The sequence below is a fragment of the Pedobacter montanisoli genome (genome assembly GCF_022809115.1).
GTDB lineage: Bacteria > Bacteroidota > Bacteroidia > Sphingobacteriales > Sphingobacteriaceae > Pedobacter > Pedobacter montanisoli.
In genome coordinates this window covers 1,431,177-1,449,300 of the sequence record NZ_JALGBH010000002.1, presented here as the reverse complement: position 1 = coordinate 1,449,300, position 18,124 = coordinate 1,431,177, and the positions used below count along the sequence as shown (strand labels likewise).

18 protein-coding genes are annotated in these 18,124 nt (G+C 37.3%); 7 read left to right on the top strand and 11 right to left on the bottom strand.

Annotation, left to right across the window (positions count from 1 at the left end; translation table 11 throughout):
* Positions 1-32: 32 nt before the first annotated feature.
* Positions 33-683 (bottom strand): YceH family protein, encoded by a 651-nt coding sequence (locus tag MMF97_RS14100; RefSeq protein ID WP_243363173.1) that lies wholly within the window; start codon positions 681-683, stop codon positions 33-35.
* 94 nt (positions 684-777) lie between these two features.
* Here MMF97_RS14100 and MMF97_RS14095 point away from each other — a divergent pair, with 94 nt between their 5' ends.
* Complete coding sequence (locus MMF97_RS14095; protein ID WP_243363172.1) at positions 778-1,866, top strand: serine hydrolase domain-containing protein; 1,089 nt, start codon at positions 778-780, stop codon at positions 1,864-1,866.
* Between the two features lie 7 nt (positions 1,867-1,873).
* Here the strand turns inward: MMF97_RS14095 and MMF97_RS14090 are convergent, their stop codons facing one another.
* From MMF97_RS14090 to hisG, 10 genes are read right to left on the bottom strand one after another with little or no spacing between them, the layout of a single operon-like run.
* On the bottom strand, positions 1,874-2,773 hold the full coding sequence (locus MMF97_RS14090) for a WD40 repeat domain-containing protein (RefSeq protein ID WP_243363171.1): 900 nt from the start codon (positions 2,771-2,773) through the stop codon (positions 1,874-1,876).
* Positions 2,774-2,785: 12 nt separating this feature from the next.
* Positions 2,786-3,157 carry a hypothetical protein gene (locus tag MMF97_RS14085; RefSeq protein WP_243363170.1) on the bottom strand — a complete coding sequence of 124 codons (372 nt, stop codon included), beginning with the start codon at positions 3,155-3,157 and terminating at the stop codon, positions 2,786-2,788.
* Positions 3,158-3,159: 2 nt separating this feature from the next.
* Positions 3,160-3,771 (bottom strand): bifunctional phosphoribosyl-AMP cyclohydrolase/phosphoribosyl-ATP diphosphatase HisIE, encoded by a 612-nt coding sequence (hisIE, locus tag MMF97_RS14080; RefSeq protein WP_243363169.1) that lies wholly within the window; start codon positions 3,769-3,771, stop codon positions 3,160-3,162.
* Positions 3,772-3,795: 24 nt separating this feature from the next.
* A complete protein-coding gene (hisF, locus tag MMF97_RS14075) occupies positions 3,796-4,551 on the bottom strand; it encodes an imidazole glycerol phosphate synthase subunit HisF (protein ID WP_243363168.1) in 756 nt (251 codons plus the stop codon).
* Positions 4,552-4,570: 19 nt separating this feature from the next.
* The gene (gene hisA, locus MMF97_RS14070; RefSeq protein WP_243363167.1) at positions 4,571-5,320 is read right to left on the bottom strand and encodes a 1-(5-phosphoribosyl)-5-[(5-phosphoribosylamino)methylideneamino]imidazole-4-carboxamide isomerase; all 750 of its coding nucleotides are present in this window, start codon (positions 5,318-5,320) and stop codon (positions 4,571-4,573) included.
* 10 nt (positions 5,321-5,330) lie between these two features.
* Positions 5,331-5,966, bottom strand: a complete 636-nt coding sequence (gene hisH, locus MMF97_RS14065; protein ID WP_243363165.1) for an imidazole glycerol phosphate synthase subunit HisH — start codon at positions 5,964-5,966, stop codon at positions 5,331-5,333.
* A gap of 8 nt (positions 5,967-5,974) precedes the next feature.
* Entirely contained in the window at positions 5,975-7,138 is a 1,164-nt protein-coding gene (hisB, locus tag MMF97_RS14060; RefSeq protein ID WP_243363162.1) for a bifunctional histidinol-phosphatase/imidazoleglycerol-phosphate dehydratase HisB, read from the bottom strand.
* A gap of 3 nt (positions 7,139-7,141) precedes the next feature.
* Complete coding sequence (gene hisC / locus MMF97_RS14055; protein WP_243363160.1) at positions 7,142-8,197, bottom strand: histidinol-phosphate transaminase; 1,056 nt, start codon at positions 8,195-8,197, stop codon at positions 7,142-7,144.
* A 32-nt stretch (positions 8,198-8,229) separates the two neighbouring features.
* The gene (hisD, locus tag MMF97_RS14050) at positions 8,230-9,516 is read right to left on the bottom strand and encodes a histidinol dehydrogenase (protein WP_243363158.1); all 1,287 of its coding nucleotides are present in this window, start codon (positions 9,514-9,516) and stop codon (positions 8,230-8,232) included.
* A 59-nt stretch (positions 9,517-9,575) separates the two neighbouring features.
* Complete coding sequence (hisG, locus tag MMF97_RS14045; protein ID WP_243363157.1) at positions 9,576-10,427, bottom strand: ATP phosphoribosyltransferase; 852 nt, start codon at positions 10,425-10,427, stop codon at positions 9,576-9,578.
* Between the two features lie 262 nt (positions 10,428-10,689).
* Here hisG and MMF97_RS14040 point away from each other — a divergent pair, with 262 nt between their 5' ends.
* The 6 genes from MMF97_RS14040 to MMF97_RS14015 all read left to right on the top strand — a co-directional run bounded on the left by MMF97_RS14040 (position 10,690) and on the right by MMF97_RS14015 (position 18,077).
* On the top strand, positions 10,690-12,273 hold the full coding sequence (locus MMF97_RS14040) for a L,D-transpeptidase family protein (RefSeq protein ID WP_243363155.1): 1,584 nt from the start codon (positions 10,690-10,692) through the stop codon (positions 12,271-12,273).
* A gap of 178 nt (positions 12,274-12,451) precedes the next feature.
* On the top strand, positions 12,452-14,497 hold the full coding sequence (locus MMF97_RS14035) for a BatA domain-containing protein (protein WP_243363154.1): 2,046 nt from the start codon (positions 12,452-12,454) through the stop codon (positions 14,495-14,497).
* Positions 14,494-15,756 (top strand): dihydroorotase, encoded by a 1,263-nt coding sequence (locus tag MMF97_RS14030; protein ID WP_243363152.1) that lies wholly within the window; start codon positions 14,494-14,496, stop codon positions 15,754-15,756. The genes MMF97_RS14035 and MMF97_RS14030 overlap by 4 nt, the downstream gene beginning before the upstream one ends.
* Positions 15,749-16,423, top strand: coding sequence for a hypothetical protein (locus tag MMF97_RS14025; protein WP_243363150.1), 675 nt, complete (start codon positions 15,749-15,751; stop codon positions 16,421-16,423). Before MMF97_RS14030 ends, MMF97_RS14025 begins: the two co-directional genes overlap by 8 nt.
* 11 nt (positions 16,424-16,434) lie before the next feature.
* On the top strand, positions 16,435-17,025 hold the full coding sequence (locus MMF97_RS14020) for a DUF4199 domain-containing protein (RefSeq protein WP_243363149.1): 591 nt from the start codon (positions 16,435-16,437) through the stop codon (positions 17,023-17,025).
* 98 nt (positions 17,026-17,123) lie between these two features.
* Positions 17,124-18,077: a glycosyltransferase family 2 protein gene (locus MMF97_RS14015; protein ID WP_243363148.1), complete on the top strand. Its 954-nt coding sequence runs from the start codon at positions 17,124-17,126 to the stop codon at positions 18,075-18,077.
* Positions 18,078-18,124: the final 47 nt, after the last annotated feature.

Genomic DNA, 18,124 nt, shown 5'->3' with positions numbered 1-18,124 from the left:
AAAGCTCAATGTGACAAATTCTTTTAAAACACTTACACGCCTAACTCTTTCAATAATGCTTCAAAGCGTTCTTTCAGTTCGGCCAATTCAGTTTCTGCTGTACTTAAGCGTTCTTCTAGTCCGCTATGGTCAGAACTGTTATGAGCTACCACATCATCATCAAAATCTAGATCCTCTACATCACCGCTAAATAAGTGCATGTAACGTTGCTCTTTCTGTCCGGGTCTTTTAGGCAAGAGTTTAATATAACCTTCATTACTCAGTTTCTGCAAAATTTCGTTCACTTCTTCAAGGCTTTCAAACTCGTACATGCGGCCTGAGTTGCTGTTGATTTCGCCCGGAGTTAAAGCGCCTCGTAAAAATAACAGGCACAATACACTGGTTTCTGAAGGAAGGAGCGGATAAGCCACAGCAAGGTTATGCTTGTATTTGATATTACGGATGGAACCACCTGTTACCGTTGCACTCAAACCAACAATTTTTAAACTGTTAAGAGCCGATACTACTGTTGCTTCATCATAATTTACTACCGGTTTACGGGAGCTTTTCTGATTGCAGGCATTCAATAAACCGTTTAAGGTCATCGGGTAATAATCAGGAGTAGTTTTTGATTTTTCAATTAAGGAGCCTAAAACACGAATTTGAGCTGCATCTAATAAAGGTAATTTCAATGTTTCGTTCATGCTTTAAAAGTAGAAATAATTCGGAAATATCGGGGTTAAATTGACAAATCTTAATTAAAAGTATAATTTTATGGGCAATGCCAATATGCTTAAAATGAGAAAGAATTTATCCCATATGATCCTTTGCCTGTTACTGGCTCTAAGTTTTGTTAATGTTAATGCGCAGGAAAAAGAGGTTGCGCAAATTGCAGCTAAAGTAGGGGCGCCGGCTATTCAGGTGGTACATATTAAAAAAGGAAAAATTACAGCTGTGAATTTTGGAAAGAAAAAAGCAGATTCTAGCGCATTAATTACCGAAAATACAGCTTTCCAGGCGGCATCCCTAACAAAAGTAATTGCCGCTTATACGTTTTTTAAGCTATATGATAAAGGGCTCATTGATTTAGATAAACCTTTATCTGAATATTTTACCTATAACCGCTTGGTTAATGAACCACAAGGACGCCTGATTACTGCCCGTATGGTACTTACACATCGTACTGGTTTTTTAAACTGGGAAGGAGCAGTAGGCTCAGCCGAATGGTACAACACACCTTTACATGTGCAGTTTGTGCCGGGTACCAAATATAAATACTCGGGAGAAGGATTCTATTATCTGCAACTGGCTATGGAAAAGGTAGCGGGTAAACCATTCAGAGAGATTGTAAGAGAAGAAGTGTTTAAACCCCTAAAAATGGAGCATTCTGATATGCAATGGAATGAAGCACTGTTTATAGATTATGCTTATGGGCATTACAGTGCCGATAAACCTCGTAAATTGGCTAAATGGAGCTATACCAATGCTGCTTATACACTTTATACCACTGCTTTGGATTATAGCCGTTTTGTTCAGCAGGCTTTAGTAGAAGGAAAAGGATTAAAAAAGAAAACACATCTTTTGATGATCAGCAAGGCTAACGAGGCACAGAAATCTTCAGGAGAAGTGAATGATGACGATAAACATGTACCCTGTGCCTTGGGTATGCGCATGCAGATCAATGAGAAAGGCACCTGGTTGTGGCACACAGGTTCAAATCCCGGGTTTAGATGTTTCTTTATTGTAAATCCTGCAACTAAAGAAAGTTTGGTGGCTTTTAACAATTCAGATACTGGCATGCCTGCCTTTAATGAACTGATGCATTTATTTTTAGAGAAAGATCAAACTTTCTGGGCTTATAAATGGCGTAACGGAGAATTGGATTAAAAGAGAATTAAGCCTTTAACTCCCATACAATGACTTTTCTATCATCGCCGGTAGAAATCAACTTTGAGCCATCTTTAGACCAGATTACTTTGTTTACCGAATGCGTATGGCCTGTTCCAGTTTTATCTAAACTTAAAATCTTATAGAGTTTAAAATTATTCGCATCCCAAAGCTTAATGCTTTTATCCTGACTGGCAGTGGCAAAGAGCGCAAGTTCTGGATGAAATGCAATGTCATAAACCGCAAATAAATGGGCAGGGATAGATTTAATGAGACGATAAGAAGGTAGATCCCATATGTGCAACTGGGCATCGCGGCCACCACTGATCAGGTAATTTCCTTGTGGATGATAGGCTATTGAAGTAACAGGATGGGTATGGGCCGTGAGTGTTTGTTTTAAGCTAAAATCTGCCGCATGGTAGATTTTTATCGAATGATCTTTGCAGGCAAATGCAATTTCCTGTTCATCGGGAGATACGGCTATTGCCCTTACAGTATCGGCAGCAACAGGAAAGCGGTATTTTTCTTGAAAATCTGTTAATGACCAAACAGCCACATCACCATCTTCTCCGGTGGTTAACAGTTCATTTTTGGATGCCAGTGTCTTGATAGAGAAAATACCCTTATGATGTGCATTTATCCTTGCAATAACTTTCTGTTTCATAAAATCGAAAACGCTGAAAGCACCGCTACGTTCACCTACAAACATCTGGTCGTTATAGTTGTGCAAGGTATATACCGAGCTTTGTACAGGCATCTTAACCATAATAAAAGCCATTTTATTGAGGCTCCATTCTACAACACCTTTATCATTGCCGGCACTAAAAAATATACCTGCTTTATCAGAATTAGATAAGGTGTAAACGGGATTTTGATGACCGATGAAAGTATGTAGAAGTGTAAGCATGTGTATTTATGATTAAGATTTAACAGAAGGCTGTTCTTTTTTATCGGCTTGCCAGGCTTTGATAAATTGTAGGACCACGATGATTCCAAAAATAAGCTGGAGCAAGCCCATTCCAATTAAAAATGGTGTGTTAAGGCATGAAGTAATGAACAATATGAGAAAAACTAAGATTGAAAAAACACCGTATAATAAGCCCAATATACCCATTACTTTATGCCATAGTTTTAAAACAAAGGTTTGATGGTTTAGTAGTACAATTGCAATGAGGTTAAACATAATAGGGAATATGATGAAAATAGATTCCAGCATATTGTTTTGTATTTTTAGAACAGCAAAAAATACCAGTCCAAGAACCAGGTTGATGTACGACAGTTTTTTTAACATGGTTAACCTTTATGTCTTTCGGCCAAATTTAATGCAATATCCTGGATAGTCAGCTTTTTCTCCTTTAAAAGGAACATTAGATGGAAAATCAAGTCTGATGCTTCATTGATGAGGTCTTTTTTGTTTTCGACCAATGCGGCAATTACCGTTTCAACACCTTCTTCGCCAACTTTTTGGGCTATTTTATGAAGTCCCTTATTGCGCATTTTGTTGATGTAAGAACCTTCTACAGGGTTTTCATAGCGGTCTGTTATAATATTTTCAAGCTCAAAAATAAAGTTCTGGTTAAAATCAGTATTAAAGCAGCTTCTGTTACCCGTATGGCAGGTGGGCCCTTCGGGTTTTGCTTTAATAAGGATGGTATCACGATCACAGTCAAGATGTATGGATTTTACCCATAAAAAGTTACCACTTTCTTCTCCCTTGGTCCATAAACGGTTTTTGCTCCGCGAAAAGAAAGTTACTTTTCCTTCTTTTTGGGTTTTCTCAAATGCTTCGGCATTCATATAACCCAGCATTAATACTTCAAGCGTTTGTTCGTCTTGTATAATTACAGGCGCAAGACCTTCGCTTTTGCTAAAGTCAACCTGATCGTTATTTATAATAGTTGTCATTGTAAGTTTTTGTAAAAACTAAATTTATATTCTTACGGGGATGGCGCTTTGCTGTAAGGTTGTTTTTAAATCGGGTATTAAAATTTCTCCGTAGTGAAATACCGAAGCCGCAAGGGCTGCATCCACATCGGTTTCTTTAAAAACTTCCACAAAATGCGCTTTGCTACCTGCACCACCTGAAGCAATCACAGGAATATTAACCATTTCATTGATTTTTTTGAGCAATTTGCAATCAAAACCTGCTTTTGTGCCATCATGATCCATAGAGGTGAGCAGTATTTCTCCAGCTCCCATGTTTTCGGCTTGTTTGATCCAGTCTTCTGTTTCCAGATCTGTAATTACACGGCCCCCATTTAAATGGACTTTATTCTTCCCTTCTATATTTCGCGTATCAACAGCCAGAACCACAAACTGAGCACCAAAATTGGCAGCTAAATCAGCAATGAGCTGAGGGTTGCGTACTGCCGCAGAATTGATACTGATTTTATCTGCACCGGCATTTAATAAAGCTTCTGCATCGGCTATGGTAGCAATACCTCCGCCAATGGTAAAGGGAATATTAAGTTCTCTGGCTACGGCTTTTACCATTTCTATAGTGGTTTTTCGGTGTTCATGGGTTGCAGTTATGTCTAAGAAAACCAGTTCATCGGCACCTTGCAAAGCATATTTAGCCCCCAGTTCAACAGGGTCACCGGCATCGCGTAACTCTACAAAATTTACACCTTTAACTGTTCTTCCGTCTTTTACATCGAGGCAGGGAATAATACGTTTCGATAACATTTAAATCAGATCTATGCTGTTAAATACTGGTTAGTGCCTTTAAGTTCCATGCCTTAACCTCATCTATTGAGATTTTATTTTCATAGATGGCTTTTCCAACCACCACGCTTCTGATAGGTAATTTGGCCAGTTCTTCAATATCTTGCATAGAACTTACGCCACCCGAAGCAATCAGTTTGATCATAGGTGAGTGGTCAAGCAGTTTTTTGTAAAGCTCAATAGCTGTTCCGCCTAATTTGCCATCTTTATTGATATCGGTGCACAAGAACCTGAAAAAGCCCAGACTTAAGCATTTATCTACATAATCCATCAATTTGATAGGCGAGCTTTCCATCCAGCCCGAATATTTAATTACTTCGTCCAATACATCTATGGCAATTACAATGCGATTGGCATAATCTTCAGTATGGGTAAAAGCTGCACTTAATTCGGGTAAAAAATCAGGATTGCTTACGGCCTGCGTACCTACAATTACACGATGCACACCGGCATCGAGCAGTTGAGTAACCTGTTCTATGGTGCGTATTCCACCTCCATATTGCACTTTCATGTCTGTTTCTTTAATGATCTTAAAGAGTTCAGCCTGATTTCTAAAATCACCTTTAGCCCCGTTTAAGTCTATAATGTGAATAAAATCAGTACCATTTGAATGGTAACGTTCGATCATTTCCTGTATGGAAACCTGGTATTCGGTCTTTTGGTTGTAATTACCTTCTACAAGGCGAACTACTTTACCATCTAAAATATCAATAGCCGGAATAATATACATGTTATAAGCTTTATAGGGTTAGGTGTGCAAAATTCTTTAATAATTGTTCGCCAGCCGCACCCGATTTTTCGGGATGAAACTGAACGCCAAAAAAATTATCTTTTTGTATAGCTGCAGAAAATCTACCGCCATAATGGGCAGAAGCTATATCAAAAATAGGGTTATATTCTATAAAATAAGAATGTACAAAGTAAAATTGTGTAAGATTTAAGATGTTGTAAAACAATTTGTTGTCTTTAAAATCAACATTGTTCCAGCCCATGTGTGGAATTTTGATGTGCTGATCTTTATCGAACAATCTGGTTTGTAAGGGAAACAAATCAAGTAATGCAGAATTGCCTTCTTCAGAATGGGCAGTAAGCAACTGCATGCCTACACAAATACCCAATACAGGTTTTTTAAGTAGTTTTATGGCATCTGACAGACCTGAAGCTTTTAACTTTGACATTGCAGCTCCTGCATGGCCTACGCCGGGTATAATGATATGGCTGTATAAATCAAAATCATCAATTTTATTGATCATGCCATAAGTAATATTTTGTCGCTCTAAGGCACAGCCCAGCGAAAAAAGATTACCCGCACCATAATTTACGATTCCAATTTTGGAAGAGGCAGTTTTGCTGTTGTCGCTTATATTGTTTTCCATTTCTTCGTTTATAACATACCCTTTGTACTTGGAAGTACCATTTTCTCACTGTCGCGTTTTAGAGCCATTTTTATGGCTTTTGCAAAAGCTTTGAAGATTGCTTCAATTTTATGGTGCTCGTTCTGGCCTTCGGCTTTGATATTGAGATTGCATTTTCCCGCATCGCTAAACGATTTAAAGAAATGGAAGAACATTTCTGTAGGCATATCGCCAACTTTTTCCCGTTTAAAATCGGCATCCCATACAATCCAGCTCCGGCCACCAAAATCTATGGCAACTTGTGCAAGGCAATCATCCATGGGCAAACAAAAACCATAACGTTCAAGCCCTAATTTGTTGCCAATCGCTTTGGCAAAAGCTTCGCCCAGTGCAATGCCCGTATCTTCGATGGTGTGATGCTCGTCGATATGTAAATCTCCCTGGGTTGTAATCGCCAAATCGATATTTCCATGACGTGCGATTTGCTCCAACATGTGATCAAAAAAATGCAAACCTGTTTGGATAGAGGCTTTACCGCTTCCATCTAAATCTAAGTTCACATAGATTTTAGTTTCATTGGTATTTCTCTCATGTGTTACAATACGGCTCCCGGCTCTTAAAAAAGTATAGATGTCTTCCCAATTCTGGGTTTCAAGAGCTATAATGTCTTTTAATCCTTCACGCTTTTCTAAAGCTTCGCCTTTGCCTAAATTGTCGTTCTGTCTGATGTAGATACTTTTAGCACCAAGATTTTTAGCTAGAATTACATCGTTTAACCGATCGCCAATTACAAATGAATGTTTTAAATCGTAAATGCTTTCATCAAGGTATTTGGTTAGCAGTGCTGTGCCCGGTTTTCGGGTAGGGGCATTGTCTTTAGCAAAGGTTTTATCAATGATTACATCTTTAAAAACCACACCTTCGTTCGCATAAGTATCCATTACAAAATTGTGCACAGGCCAGAAATTTTCTTCAGGATGCGAGGTGGTTCCCAAACCATCCTGATTGGTAACCATTACTAAGCAGTAATCCAGTTCTTTGGCTATTTTTGAAAGGTAGTAAAGTGCTTTTGGATAAAATTTTAGCTTGCTGAAACTATCTACCTGTTCATCTTCGGGTTCGAGGATTAATGTCCCGTCGCGATCAATGAACAGCACTTTGGTTTTTGCGATATTATCTGTATTTGCAGGCATTGTTTAAACAGTTTGTTCGGTAAGTATGGAAATGGCCTTTAACAATTCATTGTTTTCTTCTGTGGTTCCTACGGTTATTCTTAAACAATTTTCACAAAGGGTAACTTTTGAACGGTCTCTTACCACAATGCCTTGTTCTAATAATTTGTAGTACAAATTCTGGGCATCTTCAATTTCTACTAAAATAAAGTTAGCGTCAGAAGGATATATCTTTTTAACGACTTCTATTCGGGCCAGTGCATTGCTAAGCCTTTCACGCTCAATTACGGTAATTCTGATCCATTCGTTAACCTGCTGAATGTTTTCTAAAGCAGCAAGAGCCAGATCTTGTGTAGGCTGATTGATGTTGTAAGGTGGTTTAACCTTATTGAGGATATCGATTACAGGTGTAGAAGAGAAAGCCATACCCAGTCTGATAGCCGCTAAACCCCAGGCTTTAGAGAAAGTTTGTAAAACTACAAGATTGGCGTATTCGGTCAATTCTTGAATAAATGACTTCTGACGAGCGAAATTGATATAAGCCTCATCTATTACCACCAAGCCTTTAAAGTTGGCTAAAATCGTCTCTATATCGCTTCTGATTAAAGAATTTCCTGTGGGGTTGTTGGGTGAGCAGATAAAAATGATTTTGGTATTGCTGTTAATGGTTTCTGAGATACGTTCCAGGTCGAGCTGATAATTTGGGAGCAGGTTTACTTTTTTAACTTCAACATCGTTGATATTAGCCGAAACCTCATACATGCCATAAGTTGGCGGCAGGATAATGATATTGTCTTTACCGGGATTACAAAATGCACGTATAAGCAGGTCTATGGCTTCATCGCTGCCATTTCCTAAAAATGTATTTTCTATGGGTACACCTTTAATTTTGCTGATCGCATCTTTTAAATCTAATTGTAAAGGGTCTGGATAGCGGTTGTAATTGGCTGGTAAAGGTGAACCGAAACTGTTTTCGTTAGCATCTAAAAAAATGCTGGCCTCTCCCTTAAATTCATCTCTTGCGGTAGAGTAGGGGCTAAGGTTTTTGATGTTGTCTCTTTGTAAATCGCGGATGTCCATTTTGTAGTTTTTAGGTTGATGTACCGTTAAATTTATTTTATATCTCTTAAACGAATACTAATGGCATTTTTGTGTGCCTGTAATCCTTCGGCTTCTGCAAGTGTTTCAACAGTGGTTCCAATATTTTTTAATCCATTGATATCTAATTGTTGAAACGTAATTTTCTTGATAAATGTATCAACTGAAACACCTGAATAAGCTTTGGCAAAGGAACTTGTAGGTAAAGTATGATTAGTTCCAGAAGCATAATCACCTGCACTTTCGGGAGTAAGACTGCCGATAAATACCGATCCGGCATTGATTATCAAAGGAATAATTTTTTCATTATTTTTTGTGGCTAAAATGAGGTGTTCAGGCGCATATTGATTGCTAAAATTTATACTTTCATCAAGATTTTCGCTCAAGATGATGAAAGAATTACGCAAGGCAGCGGCAGCAATTTCTTTTCTTGGTAAAATATTTAGCTGTAAGTCAATTTCTTTTAAGGTTTCTTCTATAATATTTTGTGAAGTAGAAACCAAAATAGACTGACTATCAATTCCATGTTCTGCCTGTGCAAGCAAATCGGCTGCGAGATATGACGGATTGGCAGTTTCATCTGCAAGTACGAGGACTTCTGAAGGGCCTGCGGGCATATCAATAGCGACTGTATTTTGTACAGTTTTCTTTGCCTCGGTTACATAACGATTACCCGGCCCTAATATCTTGTAAACACGAGGTACGGTTTCGGTTCCATAAGCCATTGCGGCAATGGCCTGCGCTCCGCCCATAAGGTAAATTCTGGTGATCCCTAAAAGCAAAGCAACATAGGCAATATAGCAGTTTACTTTTCCATTAATTTGCGGAGGAGAGCAAACCACAATTTCCTTACATCCGGCAATCTTAGCCGGAATACCAAGCATTAAAAAAGTGCTGGGCAGAACCGCAGTACCTCCGGGTACATAGAGGCCAACTTTCTCTATAGGTCTATTCTCGCGCCAGCAGGTTACGCCAGGCATAGTCTCGATTTTAGGTTCGGCAATAACCTGGTTTTTGTGAAAAGCATAGATATTCTGGTAAGCAATATCAATGGAGTTTTTTACTTTTTCTGGAATATGTGCCGCAATCGATTTTAGCTCTTCTTCATCCAGAAAAAGTTTAGGTAAGGTTACGCTGTCAAACAATTCACTGTATGCAAAAAGAGCAGAATCTCCTTCTTCTTTTACCCTTTTCAGGATTTCTGCTGTCCTTGATTTAACCAGATTGTCGTCAATTATACTGCGCGAGCATATGTTGTTAACTTCTCCTTTAGTTAAATTTTTTAAATTATAGATTTTCAATTTATTAATATTTAAAATTAACTAATAGTTAATATGTTTTTTTAATATTTATTGTGGATTTACGCTATAATTTTTTCAATGGGCATAACTACAATCCCCTGAGCACCGGCAGCTTTAAGCGCATTGATCTTTTGCCAGAAATCTTCTTCAGGAATTACAGAATGTACGGCTACCCACTCTTCTTCAAACAGCGGTACTATAGTAGGACTTTTTACGCCTGGAAGTAAATCTACAATGCGCTGTAAATTTTTCTTTTCTACATTAAGCACTACATATTTTGTAGCCTTAGCCCTGAGCACCGACTGGATACGTTTTACCAATTCTAGTACTTCAGCATTCAGCTCCATACCCTGAGTTGAAATTAAAACAGCTTCAGAATCCATTACACTAACAAAAGGTTTAAGCCCGTTGTTTTTTAAAGTACTTCCGGTCGATACAATATCAAAAATGGCATCACTTAAACCCAATCCTGGTCCAATCTCTACCGAGCCAGATATGTTCCTGATCTGGGCGGTGATGTTATTTGCTTTAAGATACCTGGAAAGAATTACGGGATAAGAAGTGGCAATGGCCTTACCTTCCAGTTCTTTAATTTCATTGATATCACAAGTATTTTTTATGGCTATTTTTAGCGAACATTTGCCAAAACCCAATTTTTGCAGATAAGAAACCTTGGCATTGGTTTCTATGATGATATTTTCGCCCACAATGCCTAAATCGGCAATTCCGTCTTGTACGTATTCGGGGATGTCATCATCTCTCAGAAATAAAATTTCGAGGGGAAAATTACCCACTTTTGAGATTAACGAGCTTTTGTAGTTTTCGAAAGAGAGACCACAATTTTTTAAAATCTCTACAGATTTTTCATTTAGCCTTCCAGATTTCTGGATAGCAATTTTTAAAGTTTTCACTAGGAATTTATAAAAGATACAAGAAATAAACTATTTAATTTAAACCGTTTTTGACGTACAAAAACATACCACTATCTATCGCCATGATGGCGATGATGGAAATGATAATGGAAGTTTAAAGTTAAATTCATTTTAATGTTTATTCCCTTCTTAAAGAAGACGATATGCAAATATACATCTGATACTTCAAAAACAAAAAAATAATGGCATTTAATTTGTTATGAGCTTGACATATTATGGTGCAATCCATTTAAATTAATACGTGAACTTGAGGAAATTATTACTTTTTACGCTTTTTTCTATTGTTTTAACTGCATGTAGCTGGTTTAAAGAAAAACCTGAAATAGCAAAGGTGCTGAGCAGTCATTTTAACAATAAATTGTACAATCAATTTGATACAGCAGCTTATAAACCGATTTTTAAAGAGGTTTTAGCTAAACATATTAATGCCAGTCTCAATCCCAAAGTTATAGAGGCCTATTATCAAGCTAATGAATATTTACCGCTGTTAGTTACCAAATTTTATGTTAACGGCGGATTAGATAGTTTAAAGAATTATATTTTAAGCAGCTATGAAGATGGTTTTAATCCTGAAATTTTCCTGTCCTCAGCATTAGAAAAAGATTTAGCCGTACTCAAGGCCAATAAATTTAAAAATATTGATGAAGTGTACGCTGCGGTTGCCGACTTGGAAGTTAGCTCAGTCTTGGCATTGAGCAAATACACTAATTTTATGCGTTATGGGGCTATCAATCCGGCCAATTTCTTAAACCGTTATTACATTAAAAATCTAAGACCAGACAGTGCTAAAATGGACTCTGTTTTAAATACAACAGATCTAGTAGCTGAACTCAAAAAATCACAACCTGCTGCTCCTGCTTACTTAGCGCTGAAAAAGGGTCTTGCTTTATATCGCGATAGTTTAAAGAATGAGGACAATGAAGCGATAAAGACGATTAAAATTAATTTGGAACGGATGCGTTGGCAATTGCCCGTAAATACCAGTGAAGCAGTATGGGTAAATATACCTGATTTCAGGCTAACCTGGATTAAAGGAGCAGATACCTTAACTTCAATGAAGGTTTGTGTAGGTGAGAAAAGGGAAGCTGGTTATGCAGATAAAATGAAGGCTTACCTTAAATCGGGTAAACTGGACGATAAACCTAAAAATCATGAAACCCCACAATTGGTGAGTGTTTTTAACTCTATTCAGGTAAATCCTATCTGGAATATACCAGCAAGTATTGCAAAAAGCGAAATCTACTGGATGGTAATGAAAAATCCGGCTTATTTATCGAACAATAATATCAAGGTTTACCAGAATGGCAAACTTATAGATGAACCAGATACCATACAATGGGATAAATATCCGAGAGAAAAATTGCCTTTCTCTTTTAAACAGGGTTCGGGCGATGGAAATGCTTTAGGGAAATTCAAATTTGTTTTTGATAACAGTTCTAGTATTTACTTACATGATACCAATGCTAAATATGGTTTTAGTTTGAGTAAAAGAGCCATTAGCCACGGCTGTATAAGGGTAGAAGATCCGCTTAAATTTGCGCAGTTGCTGGTAAATAATGATAAGGAATACGATAAACTACGCATGGAAGTAGATTTGCCACCTGTTGATACTGCCAAGACTGAGTTGTTTAAAACCAAGATGGCTAAAAAAACAGATACCTTAAATACCTTTCAGTTAAAACCTACTTGGTTTGCAACAAGAAAAGGCGTTGCAGTGGTGGTATCGTATTTTACAGCTTGGGCACATAACAATAAAGTAGAATTCATACCCGATGTTTATGAGTACGACCCTATTTTATGGGAAGCTTTGAAAAGGTATATGTAAAAGATCCTGAAACAGCCTGTCCCCAACTCATTTCGGGAAGTTCAGGATGACGGTTGGGAGAGAAACAATAGTTATGCTGAATTTGTTTTAACACCTTTTACGCTATATTCTATAGAAAAACTTTTTTACAGCAGGCTACGTTAGGTAAATTGTATAAAATTCCTAACTTTGGTTTTTAATGAATTTCCTTTATCCGGGTTTTTTGTTTGCATTGCTGGCTATAGCCATTCCTATTGTCATTCACCTATTCAATTTCAGAAAATATAAAAAAGTTTACTTCAGTAATGTAGCCTTTTTGAAAGAGGTGAAAGAGCAGAATTCTTCCCGTCAAAACCTTAAAAACTTACTGATTTTACTTTGCAGGATATTAGCCATTGTATTTCTGGTGCTGGCTTTTGCCCGTCCTTATTTTACGAACAATACCCAGACAGACCTTGATGTAAGAAAAGTAATCAGTGTATTTGTAGATAACTCTTACAGCATGGATGCTGTAAATAAGGAAGGAAGTTTATTGGACGAAGCGAAAAGAACAGCCAAAAAAATAGTAAGTTCTTATGCGTTAAATGATAAATTCCAACTGCTAACCAATGATTTTGAGGGTAAGCATCAACGCCTGCTGAATAAAGAAGAAATCTTGTCGGCCATAGACGAAATTAAAGTTTCGCCTATACACCGTGAACTGCAACAGATAATTAACAGGCAACAGGCTGTTTTTACCGGAGAAGGGAGCTATATCTCTTATGTCATTTCAGATTTTCAGGAAAGTTTTGCAGGAAAAGAACAAATCAAGAAAGAAGAGAACAATCAGATATCTTTAATTAAACTGAATGCAAATGCGCTGCCCAATATAGCGGTTGACAGTGTGAGCTTTCTTTCTCCGGTTCATTTACCGGGTACTTCAGAAAAGATAGTGGTAAAAGTACGCAATTACAGCGAGGAGGATGCGCAGAACATCCCACTTAAATTGCTCATCAATAATCAGCAAAAAGCAGTAGCTAATGTTACGGTAAAAGCCGGACAAAGCAAATACGATACCTTATCATTTAATGGACTGAGCACAGGTTGGCAAAAAGCAGTGGTCAGCATTAAAGATTTTCCGTTAACTTTTGATGATAACCTTAATTTTACCTTTAACGTAAACCAGAACCAGTCGGTTTTGGTTATTAATGGCAAGCAGGAATTGTCTAAATATGTAGATGCTTTATATGGGGCAGATCCATATTTTAACTTAACCCGGGTACCCGAAAATAACATCAATTATACGGCTATATCAAAATTTAGCCTGGTGGTTTTAAATGCACTTCAAAATCCCTCAACAGGTTTGGCTAATGAATTAAAGAATTATATTAATAATGGTGGTTCTGTTGTTATTTTTCCTGATGTTAGTGCAAGTAAAGAAGTTTATAATGAATTTCTAAAAACATTGAATCTTCCAACGGTTGTTCAGGTTAATAAGGCAGATATTAAAGTTAATCAGGTAGAGCTTAAGCACCCTTTATTTAAAGATGTATTTGAGCAGTTACCCGAAAAAATGGATTTACCACAGGTTCATCAATATTTTAGCTATGCAAAAACGCAGGGACAATACCAGGAAAATTTAATGCAATTGCCCTTAGGTAATTTCTTTCTGGCTAAATTTTCAAAAGGTATAGGTAGTGTTTATCTCTTGTCGTCGGGTTTAAATGAGACGGAAAGCAATTTTGCAAGACATCCCTTGTTTATTCCTGTAATGTACAAGATTACATTTGCTAGCGTAAAAGATCTTCCTTTGTTTTATACAGTGGGTAAAGACCACGCTATAGAAACAGCACAAACCACTTTAGGCAAAAATCAAACCTTAAAAATAATTAACGACGATTTTGAGGTTATACCTGAAGTTAAACAAAATGCCAATAAGACCTTGTTGTATATAGACGATCAGATTAAAAAAGCAGGTTTTTATGAAGTGAAAAAAGCCGATTCAACTTTGGCAATTGTTGCTTTCAATGACGATCGTTCTGAATCGTTGATGAAGTTTTCTACTCAGGATGATCTGGAGAAACTTTTCGGAAAGCAGCACATTCGTTTTACAGATACCAGCAACAAGAGCATTCAATCGGCTGTTGACATCAAAAATAATGGAACAGAGTTATGGAAACTTTGCCTAATTTTGTGCCTGGTTTCTATTTTAACGGAGATTTTACTGATTAGATTTTATAAAATTCAAAAACATACACATTCATGAACCTCTTAGTTAAGAGCATTAAAATTGCAGATCCGAAGAGCGAGTTTAACAGCAAAACTTGCGATATCAGAATTGAAAAAGGAAGTATCACGGCTATAGCAGAACATTTAACCGCAAATAAAAATGAGCAGGTATTTGAAGCTGCCGGATCCATCTTATCGCCGGGATTTATGGACCTGAACTGTATGATTGGCGATCCTGGATTTGAAACCAAAGAAGACCTGAAGACCGGAACTGCTGCGGCAAAAGCCGGAGGTTTTACTGCTGTAGCTGTGCAACCTTCGACAAAACCGGTAATCCATAGCAAAAGCGAGGTAGAATATTTATTAAATAAAGCTAAAGGAAATCTGGTAGATATTTATCCTTTAGGCGCCATTAGCCAAAATCTGGAAGGAAAAGAACTTGCCGAGATGTACGATATGAAAACAGCCGGAGCGGTAGCTTTTTCAGAAGGTAATAAAACCCTTACCGATGATGGTTTTATGAGTAGGGCTTTACAATATGCCTTAGGATTTGATGGATTGCTGATTACATTTCCTGAAAACAAAGCCATTTCAACTAAGGCACATGTAAACGAAAGTGAAAATACCATTTTACTAGGCATGAAAGGCATTCCTGCTTTGGCAGAAGAAATGCAGATATCAAGAGATTTATTTCTTGCGCAATACCATGGTGCGCCTGTGCACATCAGTAATATTTCAACTGCCGGAGCGGTTACTATGATAAAAAAAGCTAAAAAAGATGGTATAAAAGTAACCTGCGATGTAGCGGCACATCAATTGATTTTTACCGATGATCTTTTGAGTGGTTTTGATAGTAATTATAAAGTAAAACCTCCTTTGCGTAGTAAAGCAGATGTAAAAGCTTTGCTTGCAGGTTTAAAAGATGGAACAATAGATGCCATATCAACCCAGCACCGCCCGCATGAAATCGAATTCAAAGATGTAGAGTTTGAGATTGCTGCTTATGGCATCATAGCTTTGCAAACCGCATTGCCATTATTGTTACAGGCAGGCCTTTCTCCCGAGTTAATCGTACAGAAAATGGCGCTTAACCCACGTAAGCTTTTAAAACTAGAAACTCCGGTAATCAAAGTGGGGTCAAAAGCGAATTTCGTGGTGTATAACCCTGAGCAGAAATGGCAATATACCTCACAAAATAATTATTCAAAATCTGCAAACTCTCCATTGTTAAATAAAGAGCTTACAGGTAAAGTTCAGTTAGTGTATAACAACAGTCAATATCAATCTTATGAATAGTAATGTAAAAAAAGCCTTAGAAGAGGCTATTAATCAATATGCAGCAATAGAAGGTGCCGAAGGTCAGTCATTTATAGATGGGCTTTTACCTGTTTTTGCCATGGAAGCCAATTTTATGGATAAAGTAGAAGCTTTTGATGCTGTGGTAGATGATAATCCGAAATTTGACGAATTAAGAGAGGTGTTGTTTGATCTGTTGATGATCAATTTCTTTACCAGTGATGTAAACAGACTTGAAGCTGACTATCTCGATTCTAAGGAATGGGAAGGCATAGAGGAAGAAACCATAGATAGAGGCACAGAGCTACTTAACCTGTTGCTGTATATCAATGAGTGCAATGATGAGCAATTGAAACCAGGGCTCGAAGACTTTTTAAAGGAGTTCTTATTGGTAGAAGAAGATGAATTTCAGGATGAATTTCATATTTATGAGGACATCATCAGCAACCAGCAATTGGCCGAAAGTAGTGTTGAAGATATTTGTCTGAATGCTAAAATCTTAAATCTTGGAGAAGAAATGGAAGCGCTTTTTGTTCCATTTATGGCTTTCTTTCATCAACCTAATGGAGGAGAACAGATTGTTAAAGATCTGATTAAATTTAGCAATAATAAGGCCTTTGATGCGGCTGTTTACAGTTTAATTGCTAAATTTAACAAAACTAAATAATTTAAATTGCTATGGTAAACAATCAACCGGGTGTAAACCTAAAAAGCGAGGCGCTCAAAAATGGATTAATTTGGGGCATTATTAATATCGTTATTTTTTTAATTAGCTGGTATGTCATGCCATCTATAATGGGTTCATATACTTATGGTATCTTAACTATGTTGATCGGTATAGCCTTAGCTATTTTCTTCTGTTTAGACATGAGGAAAAAAGCTGGAGGTTACTGGACTTTTAGCCAGGCATTAGGACCGATTTTTGTAACCTTTCTTCTTTCTATGGCTATCATGTATATTTTCAACATCGCTTTCGGTAAATACATAGATCCTTCTTATCCAACAACTATGAAAGAGATGGTATTGTCTAAAAGTGAAAGTACCATGAAATCATTAGGCTTAAGTGATGAAGACACTGCAAAAGCATTGGAAAGCACTGAAAAGAGCTTAGATAAACAGTTCTCTCCAAGCTTTGGCCAGGCAATAGTAGGTTTCGGTATTTCGGCAGTAATGTACTTTATAGGCGCTTTGATTTTCGCCTTGATATTTAAGAAAAGCGATCCTAACCCCTTTGCCAATGTAATTAACGAACAACCCTCAGAACAATAAAAATTACAAATAGAAATTAAACAACGTGCAGATTTTATCAATTTATTTGATGAAATTTGCACGTTGTTTTTTGAATACCTTAACGTTAATCAACATAAATGGATATATCAGTCGTAATTCCTTTATTTAATGAAGAAGAATCATTGCCCGAATTAATGGCCTGGATTAATACCGTAATGATTGCAAATAACTTTAGTTACGAGGCTATATTTGTTGATGATGGCAGTACAGATGATTCATGGCAGGTAATTAACCAGCTTAAAGAAGAATATTCAACCGTGCGAGCAATTAAGTTCAGGCGAAATTATGGTAAATCAGCGGCTTTAAACGTAGGCTTTGCAGCTACAAAAGGCGATGTGGTTATCACTATGGATGCAGATTTGCAGGATAGTCCTGATGAGATACCAGAGTTATACAGAAGGGTCAGGGAAGAAAAATACGACCTGATTTCGGGCTGGAAAAAGAAACGCTATGATCCTATTACCAAAACCATTCCTACCAAATTATTCAATGCCGCAACCCGTAAAATGAGCGGTATAAAACTCAATGATTTTAATTGTGGTTTAAAAGCATACCGTAACGATGTGGTAAAAACCATAGAGGTTTACGGTGAAATGCACAGATATATTCCGGTAATTGCAAAATGGGCAGGATTTAGCAAAATAGGCGAGCAGGTAGTAGAGCATAGAGCCCGCAAATACGGTGTTACCAAATTTGGCTTAAGCCGTTTTGTAAATGGCTTTTTAGATCTGCTTTCTATCTTTTTTGTAGGTAAATTTGGCAAACGTCCGATGCACTTTTTTGGCTCTTTAGGGGTGCTAAGCTTTTTATTGGGTACCATTATGGCCTTGTGGATGATCGGGGTAAAACTCTATCATATCGCCATGCACATCCCCTATAAAAGAGAGATTACCGATCAACCACTGTTTTATATTGCACTTGTAGCTATTGTTGTGGGATCGCAAATGTTTTTAACAGGTTTTGTGGCCGAACTGGTAACACGTAGCGCTCCTGAGCGTAATCAATATTTAATAGAAAAAGAAATTAATTGAGTTTAGCGACTAAAGCTAAAAGAGCTTTGGTTCGTCGTCTTTCGGCT